The following is a 17299-nucleotide window of genomic DNA, read 5'->3' on the forward strand; positions in this document are numbered from 1 at the left end:
GCCGAAAGCCTTCCCGCCCAGAAGAATGCTGTCACCCGCCTAGCGTGCGGCGCCCGGCCGCATGAGCTCGAAGACATCGCCGGCATCGGCATAGTCCATGTAGCCGAGCCGGCCGACGGGACGCGCAAAGCCCATGTCGAATCGCCCGTCGCGGATCGCCTCGTCACGGATGTGAATGCCGACCACTTCGGCGATCACCATGAAATTCTCCGATGGCGCGCCGTCGATGCCCTTCGGCTGGAGGATGTCGGTCGCCCGGCACTCCAGCGCCGCCAGCGCTTCGGCCACGAAGGGCGCGTTGACAAGACGACCCGGTTCCGGCGTCAGACCGGCCAGCACGAATTCATCCACATCAGGCCCGACAGGCGCGGACGATGCGTTCATCGCATCGATGATGGCCCGGCCGACGAAGCTCGCCGTAAAGACCCCCGTCTGCTTCACATTCTCCACACTGTCCTTCCAGCCGGAGGACGAGAACATCACGAGCTTCGGCCGGTCGCTGATGGCGTTGAAGAAGGAATAGGGAGCGAGATTGCGCACGCCATCCTTCGACAGCGTGCCGATCCAGCCGATCGGGCGCGGCGAGACGATCGCCTTGAAGGGATCATGCGCCAGCCCGTGGCGATTTTCGGCGGTCTCGTAAAACATCAGTCTTCACCGCCGACCCAGGTGACGATGTCGGAAAGTGCCGGGCGCGGACGCTCCGTCGGCGGCACGGTGGCCGTGCCGATATGGATGAAGCCGGCGACCTTTTCGCCCGCTTCGACGCCGAGAATCGGGAAGGCGCGCGCGTCGAAGGCGTACCACTCCGTCAGCCAGTTGGAGGAAAAGCCGTGCGCATTGGCAGCCATCAGGAGATTGAGGCAGACCGCACCCGCCGACATGACCTGCTCCCATTCCGGCACCTTCACATGCGGGGCCGCCCGGCTGATGACGGCGATGACGAGCGGTGCGCGCGTCAGCCGCGTCTTCTCCACCTTCACCATCTCCTCGGAAAGATTCGGCTTGTCACCCATGGCGATCTCGGCCAGCGCCTCGCTGATGCGCACGCGCTCGGCGCCGCGATAGACGATGAAGCGCCAGGGGGCGAGCTTGCCGTGATCGGGCACGCGCGAGGCCAGCGTCAGCATCTCCTCGATCTCGGCGCGCGACGGGCCGGGCTCGGCCATCTGGAAGGCGGGAATGGAGCGGCGGGTGGCGAGATAGTCGGGGAGCGTGATTTGCGTTTTCATCGGGCGGAAATTCCAATAAGCATGTCGCATCAGGATGCCGCATTCATGCAGACGGCGGGCGACAAGACAAGGTCGGGTCAGAACGCGAACCGGCAGACGCGCCTTCGGCACATCGCGGCACGCTTGCGGATGCGGCTCCGGCGAGCCACGAAATTGCCACAGGCCCGCTTCAAGTGGAGTCTGACGCTCAGGAAGTCAACAGCACCATGCCAAGCCCCCGCCCGTTTCCCGGTTCCGAGATGCTCCCATGCCGCCGGCCGATCGGCCTTGCGCTGGCCCTTCTTGCCGGTCTTCTGGCGGGACCGATGACGGCAGAAGCGCAGGAAGGCGCCGACGCCTTCAAGACCTTCCCGCTCGGCACCGAGCAGCAGCAGCCCGCCTCGCCCGCCCAGACGCCGGCGAGCGGCTTCAATCCGCTGACGATCGAGGAAGCCGTGCCGAAGACCCGCGACGTTCGGCTGGAAGCGCTGCTGGTCGAGAAGGGCAAGCCCGTGGAACAGGGACTGACCTGGCGTATCTTCTCGCCCATTCCGGGCGCCGACGGCAAGTTGCCGCTGCTGGCCACGGCCGAGGGCGGCTCGGCGGCCCTGAACCTCGTCCCCGGCGAATATTTCGTCAATGTCGCCTTCGGCCGCGCCGCCGCAACCCGCAAGATCCGCGTGCCCGAAACCGGCGCAGTGGAGCGCCAGCAGCTCGTGCTCGATGCCGGCGGCGTGAAGCTGAACGCGGTCTCGGGCGCGGATGTGCGCATTCCCCCGGACGAACTCTCCTTCGCCATCTACTCCTCGGAGGAAAAGGAGGATGGCGAGCGCACGCTGATCATGGCCGATGTGAAGCCCAACGCCGTGGTGCGGCTGAATGCCGGCACCTATCACGTCGTCTCCAACTATGGGGACGTCAACGCCACCATCCGCGCCGATATCCAGATCGAGGCAGGCAAGCTCACCGAAGCCACCATCCAGCACCGGGCCGCGAAGCTGACGCTGAAGCTCGTGGCCGGACCCGGCGGCGAGGCGATCGCCGACACGGCCTGGTCGATCCTGACATCTTCCGGCGACACGGTCAGCGAAAGCGTCGGCGCCTTCCCGACCATCGTGTTGGCGGAAGGCACCTACATCGCGGTCGCCCGCAACAAGGACAAGATCTACCAGCGCGACTTCACTGTTCGCGCCGGCGTCAACACCGATGTCGAAGTCCTGCTCTCCCAGCACCAGGCCGAACAGGGCGCCCGCGCTGCCGCCGTCGCGGACTGATCAGCCAAACGTAATCTGCACGATCTCGTCGCTATCGGGCTTCAGCTCGATGTTCACGCGCTGCGGATTGTAGTCCTGCGTGACCATGTCGCCGGTGTGGTAAACCCGCAGCGGACGGCCGACGAGGCTGGAGACCGGGCTGTTGACGGAGCCCAGCGTCTGGCCGGGCTTGAAGACATCCCAGGGGAAGCGCTTGTTGGTCTCCAGCGGCTGCGCATCATGCAGGCCGAATTCCTGTATGCTGCGCTGGCTGTGGATGCGGATGCCACGCAGCGGCTGCTCATGCCCCCAGTAATTCTGGATATCGACGGGCACATGCAGCGTCGCCGTGATGGTCGACAGGACCATGTTGGCCATCGTGGCCGGCGGCTCGGCAGTGAAATCAAAGTCCTGGTAGCCATCCTGCGGCGTATCGACGTAGAACCACGGATCAAGGCTCGGCGAGGACCAGCCCGTGCTGGTCACCTGCCCCACCGCCGTGATCACCACATGGCTCGGCGTGTGATTATCGATCTGCAGGACGACTTCAAGAATATCGCGCACACGTTGCATGTCTCGCCTCCGAAACGGCCCGGCCAACATCTGTCCGGTTCGGCTGCGATGCTACCGGCACGGCGTGCGGAATCAACCGCAATTCGCATCTGCGAACAGGGTTTGTCGCAGCCCGCCACGCGCCTGTCGGCGCCTGACTGGCGCGCCGGGGCCATTTGCAAAGTCGCCTGCCCTGACTATGCTCCGGACCTCAGCGCCACCCGGAGACCCGCTTGAGCAGCGACCGCCTTTTCGACGACGTCTTCCTGTCCGAAATCTACGACGCCTGGCATCCGCGCGGCGTGCGCGACGATTTCGATTTCTACATGCCGCTGATCATGCGTGCACGATCGGTGCTGGATATCGGCTGCGGCACAGGGACGCTTCTTGACGAGGCCAGACGATCCGGCCATCGGGGACTGCTTTGCGGCATCGATCCGGGCGCAGGCGTGCTGTCGCGGGCCTATGCCTTTCCGGATGTCGAATGGGTTGAGGGAACCCTGCCCCGGCCGGACTGGACGGCGCGTTTCGATCTCGCCGTCATGACCGGCCACGCCTTCCAGGCGATCCTCTCCGATGCCGATGTCGACGCGTTCCTCTGCGGCGTCAGGGAGTGTCTTGAACCGGGCGGGCTCTTCGCCTTCGAGACCCGCAATCCGCTCGTCCGCCCGTGGGAGCGCTGGACGCCGGATCGGCCAGCGCTGGTGTGCCTCAAGGATGGCACCGAGGTCACGATCGTGACGACCGTGACGGCGGCTTTCGATGGCCACACCATCGCCTTCCGTCACGACTTTCTCGGCAACCATCCCGCCCTGCCGCTCATAAGCGAGAGCCGGTTGCGTTTCCTTGATGCAGCGGCCCTCGCCCAACGCGTGAGCGAATGCGGCTTCGTCATCGAAGCGCTGTACGGCGACTTTCAGGCGCGACCGCTGACGGCCGAAAGCCCCGAGATCATCATTCTTGCAAGGCGGGCTTAGACGCGTGCCCGCGCCGCCTTAGGCGGTACGGCGCAGCCTGCGGCGCGGTGGCGGGGCGAGCGAAAAGACCGAGGTGTAAAGGCGGCTCATCAGATCCTTGCGGTCGGTGATGGCGGCGATCTCGCTGTAGGGCAGCATGCGGCCGATGCGCGCCGAGATCGTGCTGCCGGACAGGCGGCGGAACTCGCGGATCAGCAGCGAGAGGCGCAGCGTCAGCGACAGCTTGCTGGCGAGATGGAAGAGGCGGCCGTTCTGGCCCTCGAAATAGACGGGAATGACGCTGGCGCGGGCCGACTGGATGAGCTTGGCGGCAAACATCTTCCACGGCAGGTCTTCCGCGCGCCCGAACCCCTTGCGGGCCGTCGCGACACCGCCGGCCGGAAAGACGACGACGGTGACGCCTTCCTTCAGCAGCCGCACAGCCTCGTGGCGTGTCGCCATGTTCAGCGCCAGCGCCTCCTTGGTCTCCTCGAACGAGATCGGCAGCGAATAGGGCGCCATTTCTGGCACCTTCAGCAGTTCGTTGTTGATGAGGACACGGAAGGGGCGGCCAAGCTCTTCGGCGAGCGCCAGAACGGCGATACCGTCGCCGATGCCGAAGGGGTGGTTGGCGACGATGACGATCGGGCCATCCGGCAGGTCGCGCGGCGGCCATTCGCCGCTCACCTGCATCTTCACATTGATGAGGTCGAGCATCTCGCCGAACACACGTGCGCTCTTGCCGACGATCTCCGTCTTCCAGCGCTCGTAGAGCTTCGCATAGCGATTGCGGCCCGACAGGCCTTCGACGGACCGGATGAACCACCGCTTGAGGCGGGGATCATTGGCATTCGCGTAGGACAATTCCTTGAACTTCAAGCGTCGCACCTCGTCATCGCGCCGTCATACGCCGGAAATATTACACTTTTCTGACAGAGCATGTGAGGGGTTTGCAGGCGTTTGCGCAGCCAAATTTGCCGGCAATCCCGGCAACCGCCCAACCGGACACCGCTCCCCAAAAGAAAGGGGCCGGCCATCAGGGCCAGCCCCCATTTTCATCAAAGCCCGCGCTGGGCGCGCTTGCGCTTCACATCCGGCGGCGTCGCCTCGTCGATCAGCGCCGCAAGCGCCGCGTCGAGTGCCATCGGCGTCTGGTTCTGCGAACCGAGGCGGCGGATGTTGACGGAGCGCTCCTCCGCCTCCCTCTTGCCGCATACGATGATCACGGGCACCTTGCTGACCGAGTGTTCGCGGACCTTGTAGTTGATCTTCTCGTTGCGGAAATCGGTCTCGACATGGAGACCGGCATCGCGCAGAAGCTCCGCCACCTCGCGGCCGTAATCATCGGCCTCGGACGTGATCGTCGCGACCACCACCTGCACCGGCGCGAACCACAGCGGCATATGGCCGGCGAAGTTCTCGATGAGGATGCCGAGGAAGCGCTCCATGGAGCCGCAGATGGCGCGGTGGATCATCACCGGCTGCTGCTTTTCCGAGGCCTGGTCGATATAGAAGGCGCCGAAGCGTTCCGGCAGGTTGAAGTCCACCTGCGTGGTGCCGCACTGCCATTCGCGGCCGATGGCGTCCTTCAGCGTGTACTCGAACTTCGGACCGTAGAAGGCGCCCTCGCCCGGCAGGATGCCGGTCTTGATGCGGCCTTCCGACTGCGCCTCGATCGTCTTCAGCACGTCCATCATCACGCTTTCGGCGCGATCCCACAGCGCGTCGGTGCCGACGCGCTTTTCCGGGCGCGTGGAGAGCTTCACGACGACCTCGTTGAAGCCGAAGTCCTCATAGACCGAGAGGATCAGCGCATTGATGCGCAGGCACTCGGCCGCCATCTGCTCATCCGTGCAGAAGACATGCGCATCGTCCTGCGTGAAGCCGCGAACGCGCATCAGACCGTGCAGGGCGCCGGAGGCCTCGTAGCGATGCACGATGCCGAATTCCGCAAGGCGGATCGGCAGTTCGCGGTAGGACTTCAGACCATGCTTGAAGATCTGCACGTGACCGGGGCAGTTCATCGGCTTCAGCGCGAAGACGCGGTTGTCCGCTTCCTTGTCGTCGGGATGCGTAAAGGCATAGGCCGACTTCACCGCGAACATGTTCTCCTGGTACCAGCCCCAGTGACCGGAGGTCTCCCAGAGCGAAGCATCCAGCACCTGCGGCGCGTTGACCTCTTCGTAGGCGCCCGCCAGCCGCCGGCGCATATAGGCCGTCAGCGTCTGGAACATGCGCCAGCCCTTGCCGTGCCAGAAGACGACGCCCGGGCCTTCCTCCTGGAAATGGTAGAGATCCATTTCGCGGCCGAGCTTGCGATGATCGCGCTTTTCGGCCTCGGCGAGGATGTGGAGGTAGCGGTCGAGATCTTCCTGCGTTGCCCAGGCCGTGCCGTAGATGCGGGTCAGCATGGGATTGTTGCTGTCGCCGCGCCAGTAGGCGCCAGCCACCTTCATCAGCTTGAAGGCCATGCCGATCTGGCCGGTCGAGGCCATGTGCGGCCCGCGGCAGAGGTCGAACCAGTCGCCCTGATAATAGATCTTGAGGTCCTGCCCTTCCGGGATCGCGTCGACCAGCTCGACCTTGTAGCGCTCGCCCTTCTCGGCAAAGACCTGACGCGCCTTCTCGCGCGGCCAGACTTCCTTGGTGAAGGGTTTGCCGCGGCCGATGATCTCCTTCATCTTCTTCTCGATGACTGGCAGGTCATCGGGCGTGAAGGGCCAGTCGTCGCCGCTGTCGGGGTGGACGCGCTTGAAGTCGTAATAGAAGCCGTTCTCGATCACCGGACCGATGGTCACCTGCGTGCCGGGCCAAAGCTCCTGCACGGCCTCGGCCATCACGTGGGCCGTGTCGTGGCGGATGAGCTCGAGCGCGCGCGGATCCTCGCGCGTCACGATCTCGATCCGGCCGTCCGTGACGGGATCGGAGAGATCGGTGACGACGCCATCCAGCGCAATCGCGACCGCCTTCTTGGCGAGCGACTTGGAAATGGATTCGGCCACATCCCGGCCGGTCGTGCCCGCCTCATAGGAGCGGACGGAGCCATCGGGGAAAGTAAGGGAAACAGACATCAAAAATCTCCTGATCCAGTCCCGCCTACGAATGCGGGTGGTGCATGGGACAAAAACGGCCCGGATGGCCGCGCGCTGCGCGGTATAGGGGGATTTGGGCGCGATGGGAAGGGTGGGTCACGGGCGCAAGCCTCGCCTCACGCGACCTTTTCGACGATTGTCAGCTTCATGCCAAGCGCTGACAGTACACGCGCCACCGTATCATAACGCGGGCGGGCGCCTTCCTTCAGGGCCTTGTAAAGGCTTTCGCGGCCGAGACCCGCTTCCTTTGCAATTTCTCCCATGCCTTTCGCCTTTGCCACATGGCCGAGCGCCGCGAGAAACACATCCGCGTCCTCATCTTCCAGCGCAGCGGACAGGAAAGCGGCGATCATCTCGTCACTGTCGAGATAGTCGCTGACATCGAAGTCTGTCGTGATTTCGGTCGTCATCGCGTGTCCTTTCCCAGCGCATTTGCAAGTTCGATGGCCCGCCGGATGTCGCGCGGCTGGGAGCTTTTGTCTCCGCCGATCAGCAGCAGATAGAGGGTTTCGCCACGCCGAGTGAAATAGAGACGGTAACCCGGTCCGTAGTGGATCCGCATTTCCGACACGCCACTGCCCACAGGAGCGCAATCCCCCAGATGGCCACGCTCGGCGGCAACAAGGCGGGCAAGGATCCGCGCCCGCCCTTGCAGATCGCGGAGATCTCTCAGCCATCGATCGAATGCCGCCGTCTTCTCGAACTTCACCATGAGAAAATGTATCCCAATGGATACAATTCGTCAAGAGCACCGCGTCTCGGGACGTCCCTCACCCCTCGGCCACGAGCCGGTTCCGCCCCGCCTGCTTGGCCCGGTAGAGCCGGCGGTCGGCAGCTTGGACGAGGGCGGGCAGGTCGGCGCCATCGACGGGCGTGCGGGCCAGTCCGAGGCTGATGGTGACGGGCGTGCCGTCGCGGGTCTCGAGTTCGCCTTCCACCGCGCGGCGCAGCGTTTCGGCGACCGCCGCAAGGTCGACATCCACGCCATCGGCGAGCACGACGAATTCCTCCCCGCCATAGCGGTAAAGCTCCGTCGAGGGCGGCAGGCGGCCTTGGACCAGGCGAACGAGGTCGCGCAGCACGCGGTCGCCTTCCGGATGGCCGAAGCGGTCGTTGACGGCCTTGAAGTGATCGGCATCGAGAATGATCAGGCCGGAAAGCGCCGAGCGTGCGGCAAGCGCCTGCCCGTCCGTCTCGAAACGGCCGCGGTCCAGCGCACCCGTCAGGCTGTCGCGGCCGGCATGGGCGAGCAGGTTTTCATAGCGCTCGCGGAACGTCAGGTCGTTGAAGACATCGCCCAGCGGCCGGCCGGAAGCCGTCTGCACGACGCCGCTCGTGGCGCGCACGTAAAGGCCGATGGCGACGGAATAGAACAATGCGGCCCCCATCTTGGCATACCAGCCACCCCAGAACACCGCGCTCGGGGCGCCGTTCACGGTCTGGAGTGCGGCGTAGAAGCCGATCTGGTCAAAGGTCAGCACCGCCGCCCCGCAGAGGAAGAAACGCAGGATGACATGACCGGGCAGAAGGCGGCCCAGGCGCTCGTAGAGCAGGATGATGCCGATCGCGTCGACATAGAGCAGCAGCGTGCCCCACACCATCAGCCAGCCCATTTCGTTGAGGAAGGCGATGTCCGCAAAGCGGCCCGGCACGACCGGCAGCGTCTCGTGGAAGCGCAGCGCCAGCGCGATGAAGAGCACCAGGAAATTGCCGATGAAGAGACCGTAGATCGGCTGGCGCACCGTGGACGCATCCTCCTTCACGTAAAGAAGCAGGATCATCATCAGCTTGCCGGCAAAGAAGACGACGGAACCCGGCGAAATGATGCCGAATGCGAGCGGAATATAGAAGACGGCCGCCAGATAGGTCTCGATGAAATGCATGACGCCAAGCGCGGCGATGAAGACGCCAAGCCCGATCCGCTGGCGCAGGTGCAGAAGCCCGACCATGACGAAGACGTAAAATGCCGCTTCGCCGAGCAGGAGAAGCATGTTCTGGATATAGAGATGCGGGACTGTCATGCGATGCCTGATTTGGATCCTTCGACCCCGTCAGCGAGGCCCCGTCGGCGAAGCAAGGGAGCCGTTCCCACCGGCCGGTGGAAACGGTGACCGAAAGACCCGGCCGCTACAGCCTGCCCTGCAACGCGCAGGCACATGGCAGGCCGCGTTCGGCTCAGACCTGACGGCTGGCCGCACCGTCCGAAAAGAGCGAGGCACCGTTCTGGTCGATGATCTGGCGCGCCTTGCGGAAGGTCGCGTCGAGCACGTCCTGCTCGCTCGCAAACACGTCGGCGCGAATGAAGGTCCGCTTCAGCACCGCGCCGTCGACGGTCTTCTCGATCGTGCCGGCGATCCGGTACTGCGCGCCCTCGCGCATCGGCGTCGCACGGATCGTGCAGTCACCGTGCATCTGCACGGATTCCTTGGCCGGTGCGGCTGCGGTATCGGAGGAACGACCGAAAAGTTTGGAGAAAAACGATGCCATGTCACTCTCTTAGCGTGAGGTGAGAGCGCCAGGAAAAGCACGCTCCCGATCCGGACTTCGCTGATATGGAGCAAAGCCTTCAGATGACCAGATTGTACAGGATCTCATTGTCGGTGATATCCTCATATTGCAGGTCTGACGCCTCGAAGGCGGCGATGAGACGGGGAAAATTCTCCGGCCGCTTCGTCTCGATGCCGATCAGCACGGAGCCGAAGTTGCGCGCCGACTTCTTCAGATATTCGAAACGGGCGATATCGTCCTCCTCCCCGAGCAGCGTCAGGAAGTCCTTGAGCGCGCCGGGGCGCTGCGGCATGCGCAGGATGAAATACTTCTTCAGCCCCGCATAACGCATGGCGCGCTCCTTGACGTCGGGCAGACGCTCGAAATCGAAATTGCCGCCGGAGACGATCGCGACGACGGTCTGCCCTTCAAGCCGTTCGCGTCCCAGCGCCTCGAGCGCGGTCAGCGACAGCGCGCCGGCGGGCTCCAGCACCACGCCTTCCACATTCAGCATCTCGATCATCATGGCGCAGATCGCGTTTTCCGGCAGAAGCATCACCTGCCCGGACGAAAAGGCGGAAAGCCGTTCGAAATTGATCGTGCCGATACGCGCCACCGCCGCGCCATCCACGAAATTGTCGACGCGCGGCAGGGTCACGATCGCGCCCGCTTCCAGGCTGCGCTTCAGGCTCGGCGCGCCGGTCGGTTCGGCGAAAAGGAAGGCATCGTGCGCCACCTGGCCGGAGAGATAGCCGGTCAGGCCTGCCGACAACCCGCCGCCGCCGACCGGCATGACGAGCCGGTCGATCGTCTCGCCCTCCGGCAACTGCTCGAGGATCTCGGCCGCAACGCTCGCCTGTCCCTCGATGATGTCGTCATGATCGAAGGGCGGAACCATCACGGCGCCGCTCGCCGCCACATGCTCCTGCGCGGCGCGGTAGCACTGGTCGAAAATATCGCCGACAAGGCGGATCGTGATGAAGGCGCCGCCGAACATGCGCGTCTTGTCGATCTTTTGCTGCGGCGTGGTAACCGGCATGTAGACAACGCCCTCGACCCCGAAATGGCGGCAGACGAAGGCAAAGCCCTGGGCGTGGTTGCCGGCCGACGCGCAAACGAAGGTGCGCGGCGCATCATCAGCTGCCAGCATCTTGCGGAAGAAGTTGAAGGCGCCGCGGATCTTGTAGGAGCGCACCGGCGACAGATCCTCGCGCTTCAGATAGACGCGCGCCCCCCAGCGCTTGCTCAGGTGTTCGTTGAGTTGCAGCGGCGTGGCCGGAAAAAGTCCGCGGATCGCCTCTGCGGCTTCGTCCACACCCGCCCTGAATGCGCTGACCGGCTGCATCGACGTCATCCCATTGCGGTTGAAGATGACGACCGCTATGGCATATTGCGGCGCAGCGCACCACGATTTTGCGAGGGATGCGCTGTCTATGGCGGCCGCTGATCGCCGCCCGCAGAGGACCGATCCCCTTGAACGCCATGCTCTTCCGGCACGCCGTGCACGTCTCCGCGATTTTCGGCCTCTACCTCGCTGCCGCCATGCTGCTGCCCGCCTTCGTCGATCTCTATGCCGGCCATGAGGACTGGAAACTGTTCGTCTTCTCCTCCTTCATGGTCGGCAGCTTCTGCGGCGCGACGGCGATCGCGACGCGCTCCGGTCCCCCGCCCTTCTCCAAGCGCTTCGGCTTTCTCGTCGTCAACGTGCTGTGGCTCAGCTTTTCCGTCATCGGCGCGCTGCCGCTCTGGCTCTCGTCCCTCAACCTGACCTTCGCCCAGGCGATCTTCGAATCGGTCTCCGGCATCACCACCACGGGCAGCACGGTCATCGTCGGCCTCGACAACGCACCGCCCGGCCTTCTTCTGTGGCGCTCGCTGATCTGCTGGCTGGGCGGCATCGGCGTCGTGGCGCTCGGCCTCTTCATCATGCCCTTTCTCAGGGTCGGCGGCATGTCCTTCTTCAAGATGGAAAGCTCCGACACCAACGAGAAGACCTTTGCCCGCATCGCGAACTTCACCCGCGCCTTCGTTGCCGTCTATGTCGGCATCACCGCGCTCTGCACCATCACCTATGCCAGCCTCGGAATGACCGGCTTCGATGCGCTGAACCACGCCATGTCGACCATCGCCACCGGCGGCTTTTCGACCAAGGACGCCTCTTTCGGCTATTATGCCGACGATACGGGCCTCCTGGTCGCGGCCACCTTCTTCATGGCGCTGTGCAGCCTGCCCTTTTCCATCCTGATCGTCTTCCTCGTGCGCGGCCGGGTGCATGCGCTGCGCGACCCGCAGATCATCGTCTTCCTGCTCTATCTCACGCTCTTTTCGATGGCCGCAGGCGTCTACCACCGCCTCGTCAATGGCGCGCCCTTCGATGATGCGCTGATCCACGCCTTCTTCAACGTCACCTCCATTCTCTCGACCACCGGCTATGCCAGCACAGACTATTCCCTCTGGGGGCCCTTCGTGGTCATGCTCGCCTTCATCGCGACCTTCGTCGGCGGCTGCTCCGGCTCGACCGCGGGCGGACTGAAGGCATACCGCTTCATCATCCTTTTCAACGCCATCCGCGCCGGCGTGAACCGCCTCGTCTATCCCGACGCGATCTACCACGTGCGCTACGGCGGCAAGACGGTGGATGCCGACACGCAGCGCGCCATCTTCCTCTTCGTCATCATCTACCTGCTGCTCTGGGTGTTCGGTTCGCTGGTGATGGCGCTGCTTGGCTATGACTTCATCACCGCGACCTCTGCCGTCATCACCGCGCTTTCCAATGTCGGTCCCGGCCTTGGTCCGCTCATCGGCCCGGTCGGCAATTTCTCCTCCCTCGCCGCGCCGGAACTCTACCTGCTCTCGGTCATGATGCTGCTCGGGCGCCTCGAAATCCTCACCGTTCTCGTGATCCTGACACCGGTCTTCTGGCGCCGCTGAAATTGGTCGATCGGCGCTGTCCTGACGGCTTGACAGAAAAGGTCAAATGCCGAAGTCTCCGCCCCGCAACCAGCGAGATGGGGACGGACATGATTGCGCGTAAGCTGATGAAGACACTGATGATGTCCGCGACCGCGGCGGCACTTTTCGCCCTCCCGGCGCTCGCCGGCCCGCTGGCTGACGCCGCCAAGAAGGCCGAGGAACAGGCTGCCGCCGGAGACGTGCTCGGCGCCCATGAAACGCTGCGCGAGGCCGTCAGCGAATTTTCCGCGCAACTGCCCTTCACCATCGGCAAGGCCGTGTTCGTGACCAGCGATCCCAAGGGCTACGCCATGTACCAGCCGAAGGACTCGCCGGTCTTCAAGCCGGGCGAGTCGCTGGTCTCCTACGTGGAACCGATCGGCCTGACCTGGAAGCCGGCCGCCACCGCCGGCCAGATCGAAACGCATTTCACCGTGGATTTCGACATCCTGAACCCCGAGGGCCAGGTGCTCGCGAGCCAGAAGGCTTTCGGCGACTTCACCTTCACCGGCTACGTGCGCAACCAGGAAATCTATTCGACCCTGACGATCGATGTCGGCGGCGCGCCGGCCGGCGATTACGTCGTGCGCTACCACTTCAACGACATCAACGGAAACCGCACCGCAACGGTCGATCAGAAGTTCACGATCGCCGCCCAGTAAGGCTGCACGCTGCATCGCCCGCTCCGCGGATCGAAGCCCGCTCAGTCAGGCTTCGGCGCGACCTTGCGCGCAGCGATGTCGGCAAGCATGGCCTCGACGTCGGTAATGGCGGCATCGATGGCCTCCGGCGTGCGCGCCCGCACCACGATCTCTGTCGAGAAATTCTGCCCGTCGAACTTCGGGTAGGAGCCGATGCTGGTCTCCGGATGGCGCTTCTGGATCTCGCCGAGCGGCGTGCCGATGTCGCCCTCGCCGAAATGCGAGCGCACCGAGCGCGACTGCACGGGAACGCCGCCCGAAAGCGTCGGCAGCACGGCCGCGACCATCGCCTGGAACACCTGCGGTACGCCCGCCATCACATGCACATTGCCGATGACGAAGCCGGGGGCCGTGGAAACGGGATTGGGAATGTGGCGCGCGCCGACCGGCATGCGCGCCATGCGCTGGCGCGCCTCGGTAAACTCCATGCCGCGGCGGGCATACATCGCGCCGAGCAGTTCCATGGCCGCGTCATCGTGACGGCATTCGACGCCGAAGGCTGCCGAAATCGCATCGGCGGTGATGTCGTCATGGGTCGGCCCGATGCCGCCGGAGGTGAAGACATAGGTGTAGCGCGCCCGAAGCGCGTTGACTGCCGCGACGATCTCCGGCTCCTCGTCGGGCACGATCCGCACTTCCTTGAGGTCGATCCCGGCAAGCGTCAGGTTTTCCGCCAGGAAGCCGATATTCTTGTCCTTGGTGCGACCGGAGAGAAGCTCGTCGCCAATGGCGAGGATGGCGGCAGAGACGGTTGCTTTCACGGGCATGGCTCCAGAAGGACGAAAAGGGGAACGGGACTGCCAAGGCTCGGCGTGGACAGCCGGTGTCATCGTGTTCTACGCGACGACAATGTGACCGGACCTGTCGCATTTTGTGAACAGTGCGTTCGCAGGCCGCGACTGGCCGATCGATGCCAATCTGTTAGAACGTTTCGCCAGGGACGGGCAAGCGATTTGCCCGCAAACAGATTGTTCGCAAACACCAAGGAGACGACGATGGCAAAGGTACTGGTTCTCTACTATTCCGCTTACGGCCACATTGAAACCATGGCCAATGCCGTTGCCGAAGGTGCACGCTCGGCCGGTGCCGACGTGACCGTCAAGCGCGTTCCGGAACTCGTCTCCGAAGACGTCGCCAAGGCCTCGCACTACAAGCTCGACCAGGCCGCCCCGATCGCCACCGTCGACGAACTCGCCGACTACGACGCCATCATCGTCGGCGCCGGCACGCGCTACGGCACGGTCGCCTCGCAGATGCGCAATTTCTGGGACCAGACCGGCGGCCTGTGGTTCAACGGCAAGCTGGTCGGCAAGGTCGGCGCCATGTTCACCTCCACGGCCACCCAGCATGGCGGCCAGGAAACGACGATCATGGGCTTCATCCCCACCTTCCTGCACCATGGCATGGTCTTCGCCGGCCTGCCCTACGCCTTCCAGGGCCAGATGGGCGTTGAAGCCGTCAAGGGCAATTCGCCCTACGGCGCCTCCACCATCACCGACGGCGACGGCTCGCGCCAGCCCTCCGAAATCGAGCTGGAAGGCGCCCGCTACCAGGGCGCCCACGTCGCCAAGCTCTCTTCCAAGCTCTCGGCCTGATCCATCCGGCCTGTGCCCCTCCGGAGCCCTGCCTGCAGCCATGCAGGCAGGGCTCTTTTCGTTGTCGTCTCCCCTCGCCCGCAAGGCGTGTCCGCGGCGCCGTCTCCCGTGATAGACTGTCGCCGTCTGCGCGACGGAACCGGTCGGCCCTGCGCGTCGTTTTCCCGCTGCACCGGCAACGGCGCCGAAGGATGCCCCCCGAGGAGAACCCCAAGGAGAACCCGATGACAGTCATTCGCTACACGATCGTCGAACATGACGGCGGCTGGGCCTACCAGCTCGACGGCGCCTTTTCCGAAAGCTTCCCCACCCACAAGGCAGCCCTGCGCGCCGCCAAGATCGCGGCCATCGAGCAGCAGGTGGGCGGCGAGGATGCCGAAATCCTCTATCAGGACGACAAGGGCAACTGGCACACCGAACACGCCGATGGCGGCGACCGCCCCGAGACCGAAGTCGTCGACGGCTGAGATCGCAACGGTCACCATCCTGATTCGGCAGCAACCACACACGCCTTGCCTGAATCGCCACATTCGGGCATGAGGGCCCGGATGTGGCCGCTTGCCGAAACTGGTAGACGGAAGGCACTTAAAATGCCTCGGGCAACGCCCGTGTGGGTTCGATTCCCACAGCGGCCACCAGAATTTCAGCCTAACCGCCCCGCCTTCATCCTTTCTTAGCCCCTTGCGGAACACAAATGGAACAGATAGTGTCCGTTCTGGATTTGTTTCCGATTCTGGAGGCCAAGCATGCTGACCCGCAAGCAACAGGAACTGCTGCTCTTCATCCATGAGCGGATGAAGGAATCCGGCGTTCCGCCATCCTTCGACGAGATGAAGGATGCGCTCGATCTGGCCTCCAAGTCGGGCATCCATCGCCTGATCACGGCACTGGAAGAACGCGGCTTCATCCGCCGCCTGCCGAACCGGGCGCGCGCGCTCGAGGTCATCAAGCTGCCGGAAGCCTACCAGCCGACGCTCGCGCCCCGCCGCGGCTTTTCGCCAAGCGTCATCGAAGGCTCGCTCGGCAAGACGGCACCGGCTGCGGCCAACGTGCAGCCCCCCAGGCCGGCCGCAAAGAGCGAGGATGGCGGATCCGTCTCCGTTCCCGTCATGGGGCGCATCGCAGCCGGCGTGCCCATCTCCGCCATCCAGAACACCACCCACGAAATCGCCGTGCCCATGGAAATGCTCGGCAACGGGGACCACTACGCGCTGGAGGTGAAGGGCGATTCGATGATCGAGGCCGGCATTCTCGACGGCGACACGGTCATCATCCGCAATTCCAGCACCGCCAACCCGGGCGAGATCGTCGTCGCCCTCGTGGATGACGAGGAAGCAACCCTCAAGCGCTTCCGCCGCAAGGGTGCCTCCATCGCGCTCGAGGCCGCCAACCCCGCCTACGAGACCCGCATCTTCGGTCCCGACCGCGTCAAGATCCAGGGCAAGCTCGTCGGCCTCATCCGCCGCTACCACTGACACGCACGCCGCCCGTCGCTCCGGGCAGCCGGGCCTCATCGCATCAGGACCGGCGTCGGCCGGCAGGGCGTCACAGGCCTGTCGTGGACGAAACGCAAAAATCCCCCGGTTTGATTGGAGAGCGCTTGCGCTTACTTTGAAATCGGTCTAAACGCCCCTCACATCCGGCGACAAGCCGGACCGCAGCGAGGCCTCGTGGCGGAGTGGTGACGCAGAGGACTGCAAATCCTTGTACCCCGGTTCAATTCCGGGCGAGGCCTCCAACAAACTCAAGAGCTTGACGGACGACACCAAGGCGCGCGCTGAGCGCGTCCGCGGCCTTCTGCGCGGCGCTGGCGAATGCCGCAAGGTGCCTGTCGGCGCTCAAGCTGTCAGCCCTCAGTAAGCTTCGACGGGATGGTGCCGTGGTCTGGCGGCTCGCTTGGCAGAGCAACGGCCACGCGGCGCGGCCCGTACGAGCATCCAGACGCACTCCCCGCATCGCAATGCGCGGCCTCATATTGAAACGGGCGGCCCCACATCAAAAAGGGGCGGCCTTGCGGCCACCCCTTGTGTCCTGTCGACATCTCCTGCCGACGGCTGCAAATCAGAGTTCCGGGCAGCCACGCACGTTGGCGAACACGATTTCATCCGGGCCGCGGCGCGTCATGCCTTCAACAACGATCCGGCGCGGCGTCACACGCACGACCTCGGGATCGCGCAGGCCGGCCTGGCGGGCGGCGAAGCGGGCTTCGCGCTCGCTGCAGCCACGGGCGCGGTCACGCAGACGATCGCGCTCGGCCTCGCGGTCGCGAACGATCGGACGCACGCCATCGGGGCCGATCCTCAGTTCGAGATCCTGGGCGGCGGCCGGTGCGACACCCGCGAAAGTGCCCATGGTCATGGCAATGGCAAGCGCCGAAACAGAGAGAATCGTCTTCATGAAGCCTCCTCGCCCATCTGTGATACGGGCAGTGTTGATCCTGTCGGCGGCTCTTGAGTTTGCTCATGGGATGAGCCGCCGGTTTTCGGGAGGGGTAACGCAC

The 17299-nt window shown here is 64.4% G+C and carries 19 protein-coding genes and 2 tRNA genes; 9 read left to right on the plus strand and 12 right to left on the minus strand.

Translation table 11 applies throughout. From position 1 onward, the window contains the following. Window positions 1–39 precede the first annotated feature (39 nt). Window positions 40–648, minus strand: a complete 609-nt coding sequence (locus tag ACED18_RS03845; RefSeq protein WP_377289168.1) for a flavin reductase family protein — start codon at window positions 646–648, stop codon at window positions 40–42. Continuing rightward, the gene (locus ACED18_RS03850; protein WP_377289170.1) at window positions 648–1232 is read right to left on the minus strand and encodes a nitroreductase; all 585 of its coding nucleotides are present in this window, start codon (window positions 1230–1232) and stop codon (window positions 648–650) included. Before ACED18_RS03850 ends, ACED18_RS03845 begins: the two co-directional genes overlap by 1 nt. A gap of 239 nt (window positions 1233–1471) precedes the next feature. On the opposite strand from ACED18_RS03850, the gene ACED18_RS03855 reads away from it, so the two are divergent. Next, window positions 1472–2485, plus strand: coding sequence for a hypothetical protein (locus tag ACED18_RS03855; protein ID WP_377291015.1), 1014 nt, complete (start codon window positions 1472–1474; stop codon window positions 2483–2485). On the opposite strand, the gene ACED18_RS03860 is transcribed toward ACED18_RS03855, so the two are convergent. Continuing rightward, window positions 2486–3037 carry an I78 family peptidase inhibitor gene (locus ACED18_RS03860; protein ID WP_377289172.1) on the minus strand — a complete coding sequence of 184 codons (552 nt, stop codon included), beginning with the start codon at window positions 3035–3037 and terminating at the stop codon, window positions 2486–2488. It lies immediately after the preceding gene. A gap of 212 nt (window positions 3038–3249) precedes the next feature. Here ACED18_RS03860 and ACED18_RS03865 point away from each other — a divergent pair, with 212 nt between their 5' ends. After that, window positions 3250–3993, plus strand: a complete 744-nt coding sequence (locus ACED18_RS03865) for a methyltransferase domain-containing protein (RefSeq protein WP_377289174.1) — start codon at window positions 3250–3252, stop codon at window positions 3991–3993. Between the two features lie 18 nt (window positions 3994–4011). Here ACED18_RS03865 and ACED18_RS03870 read toward each other — a convergent pair whose 3' ends face one another. The 7 genes from ACED18_RS03870 to ilvA all read right to left on the minus strand — a co-directional run bounded on the left by ACED18_RS03870 (window position 4012) and on the right by ilvA (window position 10896). Then, a complete protein-coding gene (locus ACED18_RS03870; protein WP_377289176.1) occupies window positions 4012–4851 on the minus strand; it encodes a lysophospholipid acyltransferase family protein in 840 nt (279 codons plus the stop codon). Between the two features lie 179 nt (window positions 4852–5030). Next, window positions 5031–7043 (minus strand): threonine--tRNA ligase, encoded by a 2013-nt coding sequence (thrS, locus tag ACED18_RS03875; RefSeq protein WP_377289178.1) that lies wholly within the window; start codon window positions 7041–7043, stop codon window positions 5031–5033. A 137-nt stretch (window positions 7044–7180) separates the two neighbouring features. Beyond that, entirely contained in the window at window positions 7181–7474 is a 294-nt protein-coding gene (locus ACED18_RS03880; protein WP_377289180.1) for an addiction module antidote protein, read from the minus strand. Beyond that, on the minus strand, window positions 7471–7776 hold the full coding sequence (locus tag ACED18_RS03885) for a type II toxin-antitoxin system RelE/ParE family toxin (RefSeq protein ID WP_377289182.1): 306 nt from the start codon (window positions 7774–7776) through the stop codon (window positions 7471–7473). The genes ACED18_RS03880 and ACED18_RS03885 overlap by 4 nt, the downstream gene beginning before the upstream one ends. Window positions 7777–7834: 58 nt before the next feature. Then, complete coding sequence (locus ACED18_RS03890) at window positions 7835–9085, minus strand: diguanylate cyclase (protein ID WP_377289184.1); 1251 nt, start codon at window positions 9083–9085, stop codon at window positions 7835–7837. Window positions 9086–9239: 154 nt separating this feature from the next. Continuing rightward, entirely contained in the window at window positions 9240–9551 is a 312-nt protein-coding gene (locus ACED18_RS03895) for an HlyU family transcriptional regulator (RefSeq protein WP_377289185.1), read from the minus strand. Between the two features lie 79 nt (window positions 9552–9630). Continuing rightward, window positions 9631–10896 carry a threonine ammonia-lyase gene (gene ilvA, locus ACED18_RS03900; protein WP_377289186.1) on the minus strand — a complete coding sequence of 422 codons (1266 nt, stop codon included), beginning with the start codon at window positions 10894–10896 and terminating at the stop codon, window positions 9631–9633. A gap of 128 nt (window positions 10897–11024) precedes the next feature. Between ilvA and ACED18_RS03905 the strand changes: the two genes are divergently transcribed. Both ACED18_RS03905 and ACED18_RS03910 read left to right on the plus strand, forming a co-directional pair. Beyond that, the gene (locus ACED18_RS03905) at window positions 11025–12482 is read left to right on the plus strand and encodes a TrkH family potassium uptake protein (RefSeq protein WP_377289187.1); all 1458 of its coding nucleotides are present in this window, start codon (window positions 11025–11027) and stop codon (window positions 12480–12482) included. Between the two features lie 107 nt (window positions 12483–12589). Continuing rightward, window positions 12590–13165, plus strand: coding sequence for a hypothetical protein (locus ACED18_RS03910; protein WP_377291017.1), 576 nt, complete (start codon window positions 12590–12592; stop codon window positions 13163–13165). Window positions 13166–13206: 41 nt separating this feature from the next. On the opposite strand, the gene ACED18_RS03915 is transcribed toward ACED18_RS03910, so the two are convergent. Then, window positions 13207–13965 carry a competence/damage-inducible protein A gene (locus tag ACED18_RS03915; protein WP_377289188.1) on the minus strand — a complete coding sequence of 253 codons (759 nt, stop codon included), beginning with the start codon at window positions 13963–13965 and terminating at the stop codon, window positions 13207–13209. Window positions 13966–14199: 234 nt separating this feature from the next. On the opposite strand from ACED18_RS03915, the gene wrbA reads away from it, so the two are divergent. The 5 genes from wrbA to ACED18_RS03940 all read left to right on the plus strand — a co-directional run bounded on the left by wrbA (window position 14200) and on the right by ACED18_RS03940 (window position 16537). Continuing rightward, a complete protein-coding gene (gene wrbA / locus ACED18_RS03920) occupies window positions 14200–14799 on the plus strand; it encodes an NAD(P)H:quinone oxidoreductase type IV (protein WP_377289189.1) in 600 nt (199 codons plus the stop codon). A 224-nt stretch (window positions 14800–15023) separates the two neighbouring features. Beyond that, window positions 15024–15266, plus strand: a complete 243-nt coding sequence (locus ACED18_RS03925) for a DUF2188 domain-containing protein (protein ID WP_377289190.1) — start codon at window positions 15024–15026, stop codon at window positions 15264–15266. 85 nt (window positions 15267–15351) lie between these two features. Then, a tRNA-Leu gene (locus ACED18_RS03930) sits at window positions 15352–15437 on the plus strand. A 108-nt stretch (window positions 15438–15545) separates the two neighbouring features. After that, window positions 15546–16274, plus strand: a complete 729-nt coding sequence (gene lexA, locus ACED18_RS03935; RefSeq protein ID WP_377289192.1) for a transcriptional repressor LexA — start codon at window positions 15546–15548, stop codon at window positions 16272–16274. Window positions 16275–16463: 189 nt separating this feature from the next. Next, window positions 16464–16537: transfer RNA gene (locus tag ACED18_RS03940), tRNA-Cys, on the plus strand. A gap of 323 nt (window positions 16538–16860) precedes the next feature. Here the strand turns inward: ACED18_RS03940 and ACED18_RS03945 are convergent. Further along, entirely contained in the window at window positions 16861–17196 is a 336-nt protein-coding gene (locus tag ACED18_RS03945) for a hypothetical protein (RefSeq protein ID WP_377289194.1), read from the minus strand. Between the last annotated feature and the right edge of the window lie 103 nt (window positions 17197–17299).

It is taken from the genome of Rhizobium sp. SG2393 (assembly GCF_042610495.1).
Lineage (GTDB): Bacteria > Pseudomonadota > Alphaproteobacteria > Rhizobiales > Rhizobiaceae > RU20A.

Excerpts from the sequence above, each read along its gene's own strand:
- ACED18_RS03945 (WP_377289194.1), bottom strand. The coding sequence starts at position 17,196 with ATGAAGACGATTCTCTCTGTTTCGGCGCTTGCCATTGCCATGACCATG.
- ilvA (WP_377289186.1), bottom strand. The coding sequence starts at position 10,896 with ATGCAGCCGGTCAGCGCATTCAGGGCGGGTGTGGACGAAGCCGCAGAG.
- ACED18_RS03880 (WP_377289180.1), bottom strand. The coding sequence starts at position 7,474 with ATGACGACCGAAATCACGACAGACTTCGATGTCAGCGACTATCTCGAC.
- ACED18_RS03845 (WP_377289168.1), bottom strand. The coding sequence starts at position 648 with ATGTTTTACGAGACCGCCGAAAATCGCCACGGGCTGGCGCATGATCCC.
- ACED18_RS03925 (WP_377289190.1), top strand. The coding sequence starts at position 15,024 with ATGACAGTCATTCGCTACACGATCGTCGAACATGACGGCGGCTGGGCC.
- lexA (WP_377289192.1), top strand. The coding sequence starts at position 15,546 with ATGCTGACCCGCAAGCAACAGGAACTGCTGCTCTTCATCCATGAGCGG.
- ACED18_RS03885 (WP_377289182.1), bottom strand. The coding sequence starts at position 7,776 with ATGGTGAAGTTCGAGAAGACGGCGGCATTCGATCGATGGCTGAGAGAT.
- ACED18_RS03860 (WP_377289172.1), bottom strand. The coding sequence starts at position 3,037 with ATGCAACGTGTGCGCGATATTCTTGAAGTCGTCCTGCAGATCGATAAT.
- ACED18_RS03895 (WP_377289185.1), bottom strand. The coding sequence starts at position 9,551 with ATGGCATCGTTTTTCTCCAAACTTTTCGGTCGTTCCTCCGATACCGCA.
- thrS (WP_377289178.1), bottom strand. The coding sequence starts at position 7,043 with ATGTCTGTTTCCCTTACTTTCCCCGATGGCTCCGTCCGCTCCTATGAG.
- ACED18_RS03850 (WP_377289170.1), bottom strand. The coding sequence starts at position 1,232 with ATGAAAACGCAAATCACGCTCCCCGACTATCTCGCCACCCGCCGCTCC.
- ACED18_RS03910 (WP_377291017.1), top strand. The coding sequence starts at position 12,590 with ATGAAGACACTGATGATGTCCGCGACCGCGGCGGCACTTTTCGCCCTC.
- ACED18_RS03855 (WP_377291015.1), top strand. The coding sequence starts at position 1,472 with ATGCTCCCATGCCGCCGGCCGATCGGCCTTGCGCTGGCCCTTCTTGCC.
- ACED18_RS03890 (WP_377289184.1), bottom strand. The coding sequence starts at position 9,085 with ATGACAGTCCCGCATCTCTATATCCAGAACATGCTTCTCCTGCTCGGC.
- wrbA (WP_377289189.1), top strand. The coding sequence starts at position 14,200 with ATGGCAAAGGTACTGGTTCTCTACTATTCCGCTTACGGCCACATTGAA.